The sequence below is a fragment of the Altererythrobacter sp. TH136 genome, from assembly GCF_007065885.1.
Classification (GTDB): domain Bacteria; phylum Pseudomonadota; class Alphaproteobacteria; order Sphingomonadales; family Sphingomonadaceae; genus Tsuneonella.
The window spans coordinates 262,191-276,116 of the sequence record NZ_CP041409.1 but is presented as its reverse complement, the minus strand read 5'-3'; the positions used below and the strand labels follow the sequence as shown (position 1 = coordinate 276,116).

Annotated in this window: 11 protein-coding genes; 3 read left to right on the top strand and 8 right to left on the bottom strand. The window is 64.9% G+C overall.

All coding sequences use genetic code 11. The features are described 5' to 3' along the window. Window positions 1-12 precede the first annotated feature (12 nt). The 5 genes from C0V74_RS01360 to C0V74_RS01340 form a co-directional block, all read right to left on the bottom strand. Window positions 13-726 (bottom strand): extensin family protein, encoded by a 714-nt coding sequence (locus C0V74_RS01360; RefSeq protein WP_143250296.1) that lies wholly within the window; start codon window positions 724-726, stop codon window positions 13-15. A 75-nt stretch (window positions 727-801) separates the two neighbouring features. Next, on the bottom strand, window positions 802-1,188 hold the full coding sequence (locus tag C0V74_RS01355; protein ID WP_143250295.1) for a hypothetical protein: 387 nt from the start codon (window positions 1,186-1,188) through the stop codon (window positions 802-804). Window positions 1,189-1,273: 85 nt separating this feature from the next. Further along, window positions 1,274-4,882 carry an error-prone DNA polymerase gene (locus tag C0V74_RS01350; RefSeq protein WP_143250294.1) on the bottom strand — a complete coding sequence of 1,203 codons (3,609 nt, stop codon included), beginning with the start codon at window positions 4,880-4,882 and terminating at the stop codon, window positions 1,274-1,276. A 9-nt stretch (window positions 4,883-4,891) separates the two neighbouring features. Continuing rightward, window positions 4,892-6,343, bottom strand: a complete 1,452-nt coding sequence (locus C0V74_RS01345) for a UdgX family uracil-DNA binding protein (protein WP_210413428.1) — start codon at window positions 6,341-6,343, stop codon at window positions 4,892-4,894. Continuing rightward, on the bottom strand, window positions 6,340-7,584 hold the full coding sequence (locus C0V74_RS01340) for a putative DNA modification/repair radical SAM protein (protein ID WP_131623905.1): 1,245 nt from the start codon (window positions 7,582-7,584) through the stop codon (window positions 6,340-6,342). Before C0V74_RS01340 ends, C0V74_RS01345 begins: the two co-directional genes overlap by 4 nt. 80 nt (window positions 7,585-7,664) lie before the next feature. Here C0V74_RS01340 and C0V74_RS01335 point away from each other — a divergent pair, with 80 nt between their 5' ends. Then, the gene (locus C0V74_RS01335) at window positions 7,665-8,390 is read left to right on the top strand and encodes a DUF72 domain-containing protein (RefSeq protein WP_131623313.1); all 726 of its coding nucleotides are present in this window, start codon (window positions 7,665-7,667) and stop codon (window positions 8,388-8,390) included. Here C0V74_RS01335 and C0V74_RS01330 read toward each other — a convergent pair. Together C0V74_RS01330 and C0V74_RS12980 are read right to left on the bottom strand one after the other, a co-directional pair. Next, on the bottom strand, window positions 8,379-9,992 hold the full coding sequence (locus tag C0V74_RS01330) for a DUF6504 family protein (protein WP_143250293.1): 1,614 nt from the start codon (window positions 9,990-9,992) through the stop codon (window positions 8,379-8,381). The two genes, C0V74_RS01335 and C0V74_RS01330, sit on opposite strands and share 12 nt — an antisense overlap. Next, entirely contained in the window at window positions 9,877-10,668 is a 792-nt protein-coding gene (locus C0V74_RS12980) for a hypothetical protein (RefSeq protein WP_210413427.1), read from the bottom strand. Before C0V74_RS12980 ends, C0V74_RS01330 begins: the two co-directional genes overlap by 116 nt. A gap of 91 nt (window positions 10,669-10,759) precedes the next feature. Between C0V74_RS12980 and C0V74_RS01320 the strand changes: the two genes are divergently transcribed. Further along, complete coding sequence (locus C0V74_RS01320) at window positions 10,760-11,242, top strand: pyridoxamine 5'-phosphate oxidase family protein (protein ID WP_143250292.1); 483 nt, start codon at window positions 10,760-10,762, stop codon at window positions 11,240-11,242. Between the two features lie 81 nt (window positions 11,243-11,323). On the opposite strand, the gene C0V74_RS01315 is transcribed toward C0V74_RS01320, so the two are convergent. Next, complete coding sequence (locus tag C0V74_RS01315; RefSeq protein WP_143250291.1) at window positions 11,324-12,904, bottom strand: amino acid permease; 1,581 nt, start codon at window positions 12,902-12,904, stop codon at window positions 11,324-11,326. A 137-nt stretch (window positions 12,905-13,041) separates the two neighbouring features. Between C0V74_RS01315 and panB the strand changes: the two genes are divergently transcribed. After that, on the top strand, window positions 13,042-13,911 hold the full coding sequence (panB, locus tag C0V74_RS01310) for a 3-methyl-2-oxobutanoate hydroxymethyltransferase (RefSeq protein ID WP_143250290.1): 870 nt from the start codon (window positions 13,042-13,044) through the stop codon (window positions 13,909-13,911). Window positions 13,912-13,926 lie beyond the last annotated feature (15 nt).

Sequence of the window (13,926 nt, the reverse complement as noted above, 5' to 3'; positions counted from 1 at the left end):
CTGCGGCAGCGTCTAACGGCATACTCCGCCCAAACCGCGCGCTTGCTGGTCAAGGTGCAGGTGGTCCCGGTGTGCGGCATTGTAATCGGGGCTGAGAACAGTCCCGAACACCTGGCAGCCGGCGTCCCGCACCCGGTGAAGAAACTCCGCCGAAGGCTCCGCCCCTGCCCAATCACCTGCGACCGTGATCCGGCGACCGTCCGCCAGAACGAACGCCGCGATGTCGATCGCGTTGCCGGTGGAATGTTCGCTCCATGCGCCCTCGCCCCGGCCGTAGACCCGTCGGCAGGAGAAGGCGCCGTAGTGTTCGATCCGCTCCACATCGGTGCCGAGCAGTTCCCGCGCCGCGGGCTGCACTCCGGTGCGCAGCCACAATTCGAGCGCAGCGGCCACAGCGCAGGTGGTGGGCGGCTGGCGGGGGCTGAGCGGAAAGTCCGTCAGGACTGTCCGGTCGGGACGGGCGCAGGTGGCCTCTCCGGCAGGCGGCAGCGCGGTGAACGCGACGCCGCTGCGTGCAAGGACGGCGCGACAGTCTGCGGCATCGTCGCGCAATGCTGACAGTTTGCGCTCCGTCGCCCAGCCCGGCGGGTCGCGCAGGTCGAGCGGAGCCCACGGGTTGTACTCGGGATGCGCCATCAGCCAACCCTGTCCGCTCAGGAGCAGCGCAGCGAAGATAAGCAAGGGAAAGGCCCAGCGATCGAAGCGGCCGGGCGAGAACAGGCGCATGGACTATGAAGCCGCAGGGATGCTCGACCGTTCCCCGTTGCGCCGGCGCTTAGCAAACGCTGGCATCGGAAGGGGTCAGGCGCGTTTACGCTGCCAAGTGAATTTGAGGGGCAGCGCGCAGCTTTCGCTGGTGATGTCGGCGGATACCACCGCGCCTTCACCGTTGTTGGAGCGGAAGGGGATGTAGTACTCCTGCCACCGACCGGCACCATCGGCACGGACCACCCGATCGATGGGCTTCATGTCACCGTTGGTGATCACTAGCCGCGCCTCTTCGCCGGGATTTAGCCCGGCAACGGTTAGGACGTAGAATTGGCCGTTGGTGCCGACTTCTCCCAGACATGCGCCGTCGCTGGTGCGGTCGACCCGGTACCATCCGCGCTTCAGCACGATCGGGTCGTATGCCGTCGCAACGGTCGCGCTGGTCAAGGTCAACACTGCGATCAGGATGCGCGTCAGCATCGGCTACTCCGGATGTTCGCAGCGACTATACAGGTTCGTCAGCGCCTGGTCCCGCAAACTGGCGGAGCGGCCCATAGCGGCACGGTTAGTGAAAGTCGCGGCTGGGTGGGAGCGGCAGCAGCCTGGGCACGATCCGCACGTCGCGCGGATGGCCGCCGGCGCTCGGTCCATGATAACCGCAATCGCGATTGCCCGGCCCGGGCGGCTGCCATGGCACACCCTTGCCCGGCGACTGTTCCTGCCCCTCGTCATCGACCAGGACCCCGCCGGGTCCCCACCGGCTGGGCAGCGGATTGTTGCAGTGATCGGCGCGCGCGATCGTCACGGGCATCAGGTCATCCGACAGGCGGTGAAGATCCTGCGTGGCGTCGGTCAGATGATGCGCGATGACGTGGATCACCTCCTCATCGTATTCGACCCGGCCGCGCACTTCCATCAGGCGCGCGCCCATGATGACCTTGCGGTACTTTTCCATCATGTCGGGCCAGATGACGAGGTTGATCACTCCGCTTTCGTCCTCCAGCGTGATGAAGCACACCCCCTTGGCACTACCGGGGCGCTGGCGGATCAGCACCACGCCCGCGACCTGCACCATCGAGCGGAACTTGCGCCCCCGCAGGTCGTCCGCCCGGTGGAAACCGCGCTCGGTCAGCGAAGGGCGCAGGAAGCTCAAGGGGTGCGCCTTCAGGCTCAGTCGGTGAGTCTGGTAATCGGCCACAACTTCTTCGGCGAGCGCCATTTCGGGTAGGAGGATGTCCTTGCGTTCAGCCCCTTCCTCGCGCTCGCGCATGGCGGCGAACAGAGGCAGGTCTTCCGCCCCCACCAGCGTGCGCGCCTGCCATAGCGCCTGGCGGCGCGGCAGCTCGATAGAGCCGAAGCAATCGGCTGCGGCGAGCCGTTCGACATGCGCGGGCGGAACCCGGCCCCGATCGCGGACTTCGCGCACGTCCCCAAAGCGTCCGTTCGCCTGCCGTGCGGCAACCAGCCTGGCAGCCACGGACTCCGGCAGCCCATCGATCTGCCGCAAGCCCAGCCGCACCGCCCAGCCCCGGTCGTGCCGCCACCGATCCTGCCCGGCGCGAAAGCGCGGCCGGGAGTGCCTGGGTTCGTCAACCGGCTCCAGCGTGCAATCCCAGTCCGAATGATTCACATCGATCGGCAGCACCGCGACCCCGTGCTCCTCCGCATCGCGCACGATTTGCGACGGTGCGTAGAACCCCATCGGCTGCGAATTGAGCAGCGCGGCAGCGAACGCGGCGGGGTAGTGGCACTTAAGCCAGCTGGAGACATACACCAGGTGCGCGAAACTGGCTGCATGGCTTTCGGGAAAACCGTATTCGCCAAAGCCTTTGATCTGGTTGAAGCAGCGATGGGCGAACTCGGGATCATAGCCGCGCGCGATCATGTTCCCGACCATCATGTCCTGGTGCTCGTGCACCATCCCGCGGCTGCGGAACGTGGCCATCGCCTTGCGCAGCCGGTCGGCCTCTGCCGGCGAGAACTTGGCCGCGTCGAGCGCGATCTTCATCGCCTGTTCCTGGAAGATCGGCACCCCGAAAGTGCGCTTGAGGATCGACGACAGCTCATCCGGCGGCCCGCATTCAGGCGCCGGCGATGGCAGGTTGAAATCCCGCCGCCCTGCCCGGTACTCGCGCCGCGCCTTCAGGTACGGGTGCACCATGTCACCCTGGATGGGCCCGGGCCGGACGATGGCCACCTGCACCACCAGATCATAGAATTCGCGCGGCTGCAGGCGCGGGAGCATGTTCATCTGCGCGCGGCTCTCAACCTGGAACACGCCCAGCGAATCGCCGGTGCACAGCATGTCGTAGACTGCCGGCTCCTCCTGCGGGATCGTCGCCAGATCGTAATCCTGACCATGATGGTCCTGCAGCATCTTCAGGGTTTTGCGGATGCAGGTCAGCATGCCCAATGCCAGCACGTCGATCTTGAAAATGCCCAGATCGTCGATGTCGTCCTTGTCCCATTCGATGAACGTGCGATCCGGCATCGCGCCGTTCCCGATCGGCACCGTCTGGGTGAGCAGCTTGTCGGTAAGGATGAAACCGCCGACGTGCTGGCTGAGGTGCCGCGGCATGCCGATCATCTGCTCGGTGAGCTTGAGCACGCGGGTGAGCTGCGGATCGCTCAGGTCGAGCCCGGTTTCATTGCGGACATGCTCTTCGTTGATTTCGCGGCCATGCCCCCCCCACACCGTACGCGCGAGCGCCGAGGTGACATCTTCGGACAGGCCCATCGCCTTGCCGACTTCCCGGATCGCCATGCGCGGACGATAGTGGATGACCGTTGCGCACAGTCCCGCGTGCTGCCGGCCATACGTCTGATAAATCCACTGGATCACTTCTTCCCGCCGCTCATGCTCGAAATCGACGTCGATGTCGGGCGGCTCCCGGCGCTCCTTGGTGATGAAGCGTTCGAACAGAAGCTGGTGCTTGGCCGGGTCCACCGCAGTGATCCCAAGGCAATAACAGACCGCCGAATTGGCCGCCGACCCGCGCCCCTGGCACAGGATGCCCTCCCCGTGCGCGAAGTCGACAATTTCCTTGATCGTCAGGAAGTAGGGCGCCAGCTGCAGCTGTCCGATCAGCCGCAGTTCACGTTTCAGCGTCTTCTTGACCCTCGGGGGCATTCGGACCGGATAGCGCCGCCTGGCCCCTTGCCAGGTCAAGCGGCGGAGGTACGCCTGCGGAGTCAGGCCGTCCGGATACGCGCGCTCAGGGTATTCGTATCGCAGCTGGTCGAGGCTGAACCGGCATTTGTTCGCAACCTCGCGCGTCGCTTCGATCGCATGGGGCCAGCGGGCGAACAGCGCGATCATCTCACGCGGCGATTTCAGGTGCCGCTCGGCGTTTGAATTGAGCAGCAGGCCGGCATCGGTGACAGTGGTCTTGTGCCGGATGGCGGTCATCACATCCTGCAGCGGGCGCCGCTCCGGCAGGTGATAGAGGACATCGTTCGTCGCCAGCAGCGCAAGGCCGTGATCCCGGGCCAGCACATCGAGCCGGTTGATCCGCGCGATGTCGTCCTCTCCATAAAGGTAACTCGCCGCCAGATGGCGCAGGGTGGGCAGTTGCCGGGGGAGATGTGGCAGGAGGTCGGTGAAAGCGCCGGTCAGCGCCATCTGTTCGCCTTCCGCGCGGGTCTGGCCGGGAAACGCGACGACGTTGCTGGGCACCGCGATGGTCAGTTGCTGACCCAGGTCACGCGGCGGCAGCAGGATCAGCTGCACCCCTTCGGCATGCGCGGCCAGCATGGCGAGCGAGATGTGGCACGCCCCCTTGTCCTGCCACTCGCCATCAAGCGTGCTCATCCGTCCGGCGGAGATCAGCTGGCACAATCGGCCATAGGCCGCGCGGTCGACGGGATAGGCGAGGAAGGCCAGACCCTCGACCGTTTCGATCCGGCATCCGATCAGCGGGCGCAGGTGCAGCTTCTTCGCCTCGGTATGGATGCGCACCACGCCGGCCATCGAATTGACGTCGGCGATGGCGATACTGTCGTAGCCCAGGGCATGCGCGGTGATCACCAGATCGACCGGGTCCGAAGCGCCGCTTAAAAAGGAAAAGCAGCTGGCGAGGCCGAGTTCGACGAACGGCGACCACGCCGGGCGCGCGATCAGTCCGGGATCGAGTTCGATCCGGCGGCGCGGAACCTGAAGGTCGTTTTCGGGCACCTCACAGGCCTAGGCTTGAACCAGTTGCGCGAGCCGTTCCTTCACTGCCAGAAGATCGGCATCGAACAGGCGCGATTGTTCGTCGCGAGCGGGCCCGTCGAGGCGCAACAGGTACGACGGATGTGCAGTGACCCATAGTTCGCTGCCGTCTTCCAACGCATGCGGCACGCCGCGCGCCCGGGATATGCTGACCGTCTTGCCCAGCATCCCGCGTGCGGCACTGGCACCCATTGCCAGGACCAGCTTGGGCTGGACCAGCGCACGCTCGCCTTCCACCCAGAAGCGGCAGATGTCGATTTCCTTGGATGTTGGCGATTGGTGCAGCCGGCGCTTGCCGCGCTGGACGAACTTGAAGTGCTTGACCGCGTTGGTGACGTAAGCGCTGCGCCGGTCGATGCCGACACGCTCCAGATGGCGGTCGAGCAGTTGCCCCGCAGGTCCGACAAAGGGGCGACCGGCGAGGTCTTCCTGATCCCCCGGCTGTTCGCCCACGATCATCAAGCCGGAAAAGCCCTTGGCGTAGTCCTGCGGACCCTCGCCCATCACAGCGTGATTGTCGAGCAGACCGATAGGGCACATCCGGCAGGCGTGGATCGCCTTGTCGATCGCTTCGAGCGAGGACGGCCGTTCACCCATGTCCAGCGTGCCTGCGGCGACCATCTGCGACTCCCGCGCTTGTGCCCCGGCGACCAGCTCGGGAATGAGCGCCGCTTCGGGCATGTTCTTCCAGTACTTGCGAGGCATTTCCTTGAGCATCGCCCCGATCTTCAAACGCGCAGGGTTGAAGATCGACGCATAGTATTTGCGCCATAAATCCTCGGTCGGATCACCGGCAGGAGCATCGGAGCGCTGGGCGGGCGGGCCTTCCTCCAGCCGGTCGCCATCCCAGTGAAGCGATCCTTTGGGCGTCAGGATCGACCAGCGCATGTTGGCAAAGCGGCGGACGAAAAACCCGGCGTTTGCCCGCAAGATGTGATGCTCAGGCTCGAACCATGCGACGTAGTGTTCTTCATCACCCTCTTCGACCAGGCGGAAACGAACAAAGGCCCGCATCTTGTGGATGTCGCGCCGCACCGCCTTCGCCAGATCCTCCAGCCGCCGGACATCAGCATCGGCGCCGTCCTCCAGCAGCCGCGGGTTCGCCTGCAACCGCCACAGCAAGCGGTAGAGCAGCGAAAATCGCGCTGCATCCGAATGGCAGATCGCGCTTTTGGCGAGTTGCACGAACGCGCGACTGGCGCGCACCGGACGGGCCCCAGGCGGTATCGCCGGAAGGCGACGGCGGCCACCGGCGAACAAATCCCTCGCCACGCTTGGATCGCTCCACGCGACCCGGTCGGGCGGCACGTCACACTGGACCATCGCCCGCGCCTGATCGCGCCAGAACTCGAAGTCATCGGGCTCAAGCATGGTGACGCAGAACGCGCCTGGCAAACGCATGTCGCGGAACGGCGCACTCATGCCGCGAACAGCTCCAGCTGCTCCGTTTTGGGTGCCAGCAGCGCGCGCAGATCCGCGCGATCGGTCAGCATCAGCGGTCGCCAGTCGGCAGTGATGATGAACGGGCGCACCTTGGCGATCGACACGGTCAGTTTGGCCACGTCGTCGAGCCGCATCGTCCGGTGGCGGCGGCTGGCGAGAATACGCTGTACCGCGCGCACGCCCAGGCCCGGCACGCGCAGCAAGGCTTCCTTCGGCGCGCGGTTCACATCCACCGGAAAGCGCTCTCGAAATTTGAGCGCCCAGGCCAGTTTGGGATCGATGTCGAGCGGCAGGTTACCATCGGCCTCAGTCGCCTGCATGACCTCGGCCGGCTGATAGCCGTAAAACCGCATCAGCCAGTCAGACTGGTAGAGCCGGTGCTCGCGGATCAACGGCGGCCGCTTCAGGGGCAGGACCGCGCTCGCGTCGGGAATTGGACTGAAGGCGCTGTAGTAAACCCGGCGCAGGCGAAAGTTGTCGTACAGCCGGCTGGCCTTGCCGACGATATCGGCATCCGTTGCCGCGTCGGCACCGACGATCATCTGCGTCGATTGCCCGGCAGGGGCGAACCGCGGCGCATGCTTGAACCGCTTCTTCGCGTCCTTCGCCTCGACGATGTCGCTCTTCACCTTGCCCATTGCGCCTTCGATCTGGCGCGCGCTTTTGTCAGGCGCGAGCCGCACCAGCCCGGCATCGGTCGGCAATTCGACGTTGATCGATACCCGGTCGGCATAGAGACCGGCCTGATGCACCAGCTCGGGATCAGCTTCGGGAATGGTTTTGAGGTGAATATAGCCGCGAAAGTCGTGCTCTTCGCGCAGCATGCGCGCGACCTCGACCAGCTGCTCCATCGTGTGGTTGGAACTCTTCACGATGCCTGAAGAGAGGAACAGCCCCTCGATGTAATTGCGGCGATAGAAGCTCAGCGTCAGGTCGACCACTTCCTGGGGAGTGAACCGCGCGCGGCGCACATTCGAGCTCTTGCGGTTAATGCAGTAATGGCAGTCGAACACGCAATGGTTGGTCAGCAGGATCTTGAGCAGCGAAATACACCGGCCATCGGGCGCATAGGCGTGGCAGATGCCCATCCCTTCGGTCGAGCCGATCCCTTTCCCACCCGCCGAGCTGCGTTTGACCGTGCCGGAGGATGCGCACGAGGCATCGTACTTGGCCGCGTCGGCAAGGATTTCCAGCTTCTCGATGATCGTTTGCGGGCCCATCTGTTCCATATATGTTCTTGTGTAGGATTCGCCAACAGGGTTTCTGCGCAACCTGTGGTTTCCGGATGCGTTGAGAGTTCATGGGCACCTTTCGCATCGGCACCGCCGGCTGGAGCATCGCCCGCCAGGCGGCAGACCGGTTCCCGATCGAAGGCAGCGGGTTACAGCGCTATTCCGCCGTGTTCGACGCGGCGGAGATCAACAGTTCGTTCTACCGCCCGCACCGCCTTTCCACCTGGGAGCGTTGGGCCGACAGCGTACCGGCCGATTTCCGGTTTGCAGTCAAAGTGCCGAAGGTAATCACGCATGAGGCGAGGTTGATCGGCTGCGGCGAAGCGGTTGCGACGTTCCTTGGCGAGGCGGACGGGCTCGGCGAAAAACTTGCGGTGTTGCTGGTCCAGCTTCCGCCTAGCCTCGCGTTTGATGCAGATGTGGCGCGGCGGTTCTTTGTCGATCTGGCATCCCGCAGCACCGCGGCGATCGCCTGCGAACCGCGCCATGTAAGCTGGTTTGCAGATGAGGCCGATGCGCTGCTTGGCGAGCTCAGGGTCGCGCGGGTGGCAGCCGATCCTGCGCGTCATCCGGGTGCCGGAGAACCAGGTGGGTGGCGCGGTCTCGGTTACTGGCGGCTGCACGGATCGCCGGTGATGTACCGGTCAAGCTATGCCGACCGGATCGGACATTATGCGCAGGCCTTGCGGGATGAGCTTGAAGCTGGGCGCGAGGCCTGGTGCATCTTCGATAACACCGCCTCGTCAGCCGCGACCGGTGATGCGCTGGCGCTGGCCGAGGCGCTAGGCGCATAATCCCTGCAGGAACCAGTCAGGCTCTCCGCCGCGCCCGTCGCCGAACAGGCCCAGTCGGTAGATCCAGTAGCGGCGGCCTTCCCGGTCCTCGATCCGGTAGTAATCGCGCAGGCGGGTACTGCCCTTCTCGCGCCACCATTCGGGTGCGATCCGTTCGGGTCCTTCGACACGGACGATTTCATGGAGGTGACCGCGCCAGCGAAACGACCTTGGGTACCCCTTGGGAGTGGGGTAGATAACGGTGATCCTTTCCGGGCGGTCGAGCAGCTTCAGAGGGCGGGCATGAAACGCTAGGTGTCCCTGGGTCGGGGGTGCCGGATCGAGCGGTGGTTGCCAGCGCTGCGCACGTTCCGGAACATGACTGGCATACGCCACCGGACGCCGCACCGCATCGGGGCCCAGGCGTACCGTCAGCCGGTCGATGCACGCGGCCAGGCTGGTGCCCTGCACCTCGGCTGCAGCCTCGATATCGGATTGTGCAAGCGCGAGCGGCTCGGTCCAGCTGGCGCGCAGGCGCACGGTCTCAATGCCGAAACCGGCATCGATGTCATCCAGCTTGGCGGCAAACAGCCGGGTGATATGCGCCGGTTCGCGCGTCGCCGCGGCGAGTTCGAGCTGGCGCACCGCCACTTCGCCATCGACCCGCCACATGCCCAGCTCCAGCCGGCGAGCGCCCTGGGCCAGGGCTTCCAGAGCCTGGGCCATGTCGGCAGCCAGATCGGCGACCACGGTGTCGAGCAGCGGGCGGTGGCGGATCGGCTCCATCAGTCGGCGCTGCACCAGCGGCATCGTCTGCGGCGTAACCGGCAGCAATGGTTCGGAGATGCGTCCCAGCAGCTGGTCGAGGCGGATCAGCGGGTTGGCGGTGGGAGACTTGCTACGAAACCGTCGATGCAGCGCGTCGCGCCCCCGGGCTTCCCCAAACCGGACGGTCAGATCACCAATCCGCTTGAGACCCAGCCGGCGCAATACGGTGAGCACGTCCTCATCAAGCCGCAGAGCCGCAACCGGCAAGTCAGCCAGAGCGGCGGCCATGTCATCCGCCGGAGAAAGGATCGTGCCGCCGGGCCCGTGATGCGCCAGCGCCCATGCCGCGCCCGCGGTCGGTGCGATCGCGCAGCGCAGCGAGAACCCGCGAGCGGCGAATTTGTCCCGCACATCGGCGACTAGCTGCTCCTCGCCGCCGAACAGATGCGCCACGGCGGTCACGTCGACTAGCAGTCCATCCGGTTCGTCGAGCGCCGACCATGGGCCCCAGCGCAGCGCCCATACCGCAAGCTTTTCGAGGAGCGCGCGATTGCCCGCGGGATCGCTCGGCATCACCGCGATCTGCGGGCACAGCGCGCGGGCATCGGCCAGCATCATGCCTGGGCGCGCGCCCGCCGCCAGACCGGCATAGTTGGCGGCATCGATCCGCGGACCGTGCGCGGTTTCGGTGATCAGCGCGAGCGGTTCGGCGTCGGCGCCCTCCCCGCGTGCCAGCCCTTCACCAAGCCGCCAACTGTCGATCGCCAGCCGCGAAAGCCAGACCGACAGGATACGGCGTGGCGGAGACGTCCGGGTGATCGGCGGGGTGAGCCGCGGCGAGAGCGTTTCCGCCATCGTTCAGGATCCATGTGCCGGGAGGATGCATGCGGGCGCGGAACAGGTCCGCGCGCCAGGTGGGAGTGCCGGGTGCCTCATGGTTCCAGCACGGCTGCGGCGACGGGGCGGCGCGCACGTCCCATCGCATGCGCGCCGAAGACAGGTCGTGCGCGGCATCAAGCCGCACCAGCCATAACGGCACGCCATGCTTTTCGGAGGTCAGCGTCAACCGGCGTGAAGCGGTGAAATCAAGCGCCTTGGGATTGCCAACCACTTCGCCGACCACCGCGGCGACATCGCGGCAGCGCAGGCCTTCCTCGAGCGCGAACAGCGCGTCTTCGCTGCTTTCGCAGATGACGTGGATCAGATGGTGGCGCAGACTGGCTGGCAACCCCGCACGATAGGGCCGCCCGCTAAGCTTGAGCGCGGCACGGTCCTGCACCCACAGCAACGGGCGATCATCCCCAGCTTGTTCAGCCGCACCGAGCCGCCCCATGCGCAAGGCATCAATGGCCAGCGCCAGCGCCGCCGCGGCTCCGCTCGCTTCGTTGGCGGGCGCGAAAACTTCGCTGTGATGCGGCGGCGCCAGCCCCGGCCGCCACCGGGGCGCACGGGTGGAGACACGCGCCAGCTCGGAAGCAGGGACAAGAGCGGCTGGAAGAGCAGCGTGGGTCATGGCGGTGAAACGACTCATCTGTTCCCTGTATGTTCCAAGGCAGATCGATTCGCAACGCGGAACCTCGTTCATGGCATTCCGTTCACCTTGCGAACAAGGAGACCCACACATGAAGTACGATCAGGGCAACGCCGATGAGCTGAAGCAGAAGTTCTGGCATGCGTTTGCTGACTCCCCCTTTGTTTTCGTGTCGCTGCAATCGACCGCCAACGACGCGGTGGTGATGACCGCGCAACTCGACAAGGACGCGAACCACGCCATCTGGTTCTTCACTTCCAAGGACAACCATCTCGCCCAGATGGGCCCCGCCACCTGCACCTTCGCCAGCAAGGGGCACGACATGTTCGCCCGTTTTGAAGGTGTCCTGACCGAGGAAACGAGCCGTGAACGGCTAGACAAGCAGTGGTCGAACTTCGTCGAAGCATATTTCCCCGGCGGCAAGGACGATCCCAACCTGCTGATGCTACGCATGGATCTCGGCAATGCCGAATTGTGGGCGGCCGACCAGGGCATTCTCACAACTGCCAAGATGGCGATGGGCATGGATGTGCGCGCGGATGTCGCCGACAACCACACCGAAGCTCGTCTCTAACATCCATCTCTGTCAGATTTGAAGAAGGGCCGCTCCTGCAACCAGGAGCGGCCCTTCTTCAATTCAAAGCGGGAAGCCTTGTCACCGCGACGGCGGATCGATCGGCACCATCGTTTCCTCACCCGCGACGTCATCGACCACTTCGACGATCCCCTGGCCAAGGTGGCTCCGGCGGCGGCTGTATGCGAAGTAGACTACCAGGCCGATCACTCCCCAGATTGGCAGCACCAGCATCGCATCCATCGGCAGGTTCAGGAACAGGAAGATCGTCCCTGCGATCGTCAACGGGCCGATCAGCCACAGCGCGGGAGTCTTGAACTTGCGCGGAGCGTCAGCAGCGGTCTTGCGCAGGATTATAACCGCAATGGCAACCATCATGAATGCATAGAGCGTGCCGGCGTTGGCGATGTCCGCCAGCCTGCCGACCGGCAGGAAAGCCGCCGCGAACGCCACGGCGACGCCGGTGATGGCCGTGATGACGTGCGGGGTCTTCCACTTGGGGTGCACTTGGCTCCACGATTGGGGCAGAAGCCCATCGCGGCTCATGACGAACGCCACGCGAGTCTGGCCGAACAACAGGATCAGGATGACCGAAGGAAGCGCAACGAAAGCTGCGATGCCCAGCATGTTGCCCACGCCGGACCAGCCGATCTGACGCAGCACATGCGCCAACGCCTCGTTGGAGCAGACCAGCGGCAGCGCGTCGGCGGCGTAGGTGGCGCACTGGCGAGCCAGTTCTTCGGAGCCGGCAGGGAACGGTACGCCGTTGGGTCCCATGATCGGCTGGCCGCCGACCGTTCCAATGGCACCTGCTGCCACGAGGATATAGAACACGGTACAGAACAGCAGCGATCCGATCAGGCCGATCGGCACGTTGCGCTGCGGGTTCTTGGTTTCCTCCGCCGCCGTAGAGACAGCGTCAAACCCGACGTAGGCGAAGAAGATGGTCGCCGCCGCGCCCACCGCTCCAAGACCGGATCCGAAACCACCGAACACGCCGGCGGGGAGGAACGGATTGAACTTTTCGCTCGAGAAATACTCGCTCGGCAGGGTCAGCAGGATGAACGCGGTCAGCGCCGTCACCTTGATTGCCACCAGCACCGCATTGACCCGCGCGCTTTCGGTGGTGCCGATCATCAGCAGCCAAGTGACCAGCAGAGCGATCACGACCGCGGGGAGGTTGATGAACCCACCCTCGACCCCGCCAAGCGCCAGCGGCGCTCCCGAAAGGTAAGCGGGCAGTTGAATGCCCAGAAATTCGTTCAGGATCGTTCCCGTGAAATAGCCCGACCAGCCGACGGACACGGCGCTGGCAGCGACGGCATATTCAAGCACGAGCGCCCATCCGACCGTCCAGGCGAGCAGTTCGCCCATGGTCGCATAAGTGTACGTATAAGCTGATCCCGCCACCGGGATCATCGCTGCGATTTCAGCGTAGCAAAGCGCCGCGACGATGCAGATGGCACCCGCTATGGCGAACGCCAGCATCAAACCCGGGCCTGCTTTCTGTGCCCCTGCTGCGGTAAGCACGAAGATCCCCGTGCCGATCACACAGCCGATCCCGAACAGGGTCAGCTGAAACCAACCCAGGGAACGATGCAGCGACTTCTTTTGCGCCGTCGCCAAAATGGCGTCGAGCGGCTTGACGCGATCGAGTATCATGGACCCGTATCCCTCTTGTCAGGCGACCGTGGGCGGCCTGCCTCCCTCATGAGGTGAGTAGCTAACGTCGCTGGATGCCATGGCAAGCCTATTCGAAACGCTTTCCCCACCCACGCCTCGCCGCTAAAGCGCTGGCGATGTCCACGACCTTCCAACTCGATACCGCGACCAGCCGCGCAAATCCGACCCCCCAGCCGATGCGCCGGCTGACGGTCCCGGCGATCAAGGGTCGCAAGACCGGCGGCGCAACCGGTGAGCCCTTGGTCATGCTGACTGCCTATACCGCGCGCCAGGCGCAGCTGCTCGATGAACATTGCGACATGCTGTTGGTGGGAGATTCGCTAGGCCAGGTGATTTATGGCCTGCCTTCGACCCTGCAGGTGACGCTCGAGATGATGATCGCCCACGGCGCCGCCGTGGTGCGCGGCAGCTATCACAGCCTGGTGATCGTCGACATGCCATTCGGCGCCTACGAAGCGAGCCCGCAAAGGGCGTTTGAAAGCGCCAGCCGGATCATGGCCGAGACGGGGTGCGCGGCAGTCAAGCTTGAGGGGGGCCAGGCGATGGCGGAGACTATCGCGTTCCTGTCGGGCCGCGGAATTCCCGTGATGGCCCATGTCGGCCTGACCCCTCAGGCGGTGAACGCGCTTGGTGGCTATGGCGCGCGCGGACGCAGCCAGGAGGAGCACGCCAAGATCATTTCCGACGGCAGGGCGGTGCAGGAGGCAGGCGCCTTCGCGGTCGTTGCCGAAGGCGTGGTCGAACCCATCGCGGTGGCGCTGACCCAAAGCCTCGAAATACCGGTCATCGGCATCGGTGCATCGGCACAATGCGACGGCCAGGTCCTGGTGACGGAAGACATGCTCGGCATGTTCGAACGGGTGCCACGGTTCGTGAAACGGTATGAAGATCTCGCCAGCGTCATCTCGAACGCTGCCGCCACGTACGCCGGGGAGGTGCGCGCCCGCGCATTCCCCACCGCCGACCAAACCTACCAGCCCAAATAAGGCCACTCGCCCCCC

Bases quoted from the DNA above. Each gene is read 5' to 3' on its own strand.
- C0V74_RS01360 (WP_143250296.1), bottom strand. From the start codon at position 726: ATGCGCCTGTTCTCGCCCGGCCGCTTCGATCGCTGGGCCTTTCCCTTG.
- C0V74_RS01315 (WP_143250291.1), bottom strand. From the start codon at position 12,904: ATGATACTCGATCGCGTCAAGCCGCTCGACGCCATTTTGGCGACGGCG.
- C0V74_RS01335 (WP_131623313.1), top strand. From the start codon at position 7,665: ATGGGCACCTTTCGCATCGGCACCGCCGGCTGGAGCATCGCCCGCCAG.
- C0V74_RS01320 (WP_143250292.1), top strand. From the start codon at position 10,760: ATGAAGTACGATCAGGGCAACGCCGATGAGCTGAAGCAGAAGTTCTGG.
- C0V74_RS01355 (WP_143250295.1), bottom strand. From the start codon at position 1,188: ATGCTGACGCGCATCCTGATCGCAGTGTTGACCTTGACCAGCGCGACC.
- C0V74_RS12980 (WP_210413427.1), bottom strand. From the start codon at position 10,668: ATGAGTCGTTTCACCGCCATGACCCACGCTGCTCTTCCAGCCGCTCTT.
- C0V74_RS01345 (WP_210413428.1), bottom strand. From the start codon at position 6,343: ATGAGTGCGCCGTTCCGCGACATGCGTTTGCCAGGCGCGTTCTGCGTC.
- C0V74_RS01340 (WP_131623905.1), bottom strand. From the start codon at position 7,584: ATGGGCCCGCAAACGATCATCGAGAAGCTGGAAATCCTTGCCGACGCG.
- C0V74_RS01330 (WP_143250293.1), bottom strand. From the start codon at position 9,992: ATGGCGGAAACGCTCTCGCCGCGGCTCACCCCGCCGATCACCCGGACG.
- panB (WP_143250290.1), top strand. From the start codon at position 13,042: ATGTCCACGACCTTCCAACTCGATACCGCGACCAGCCGCGCAAATCCG.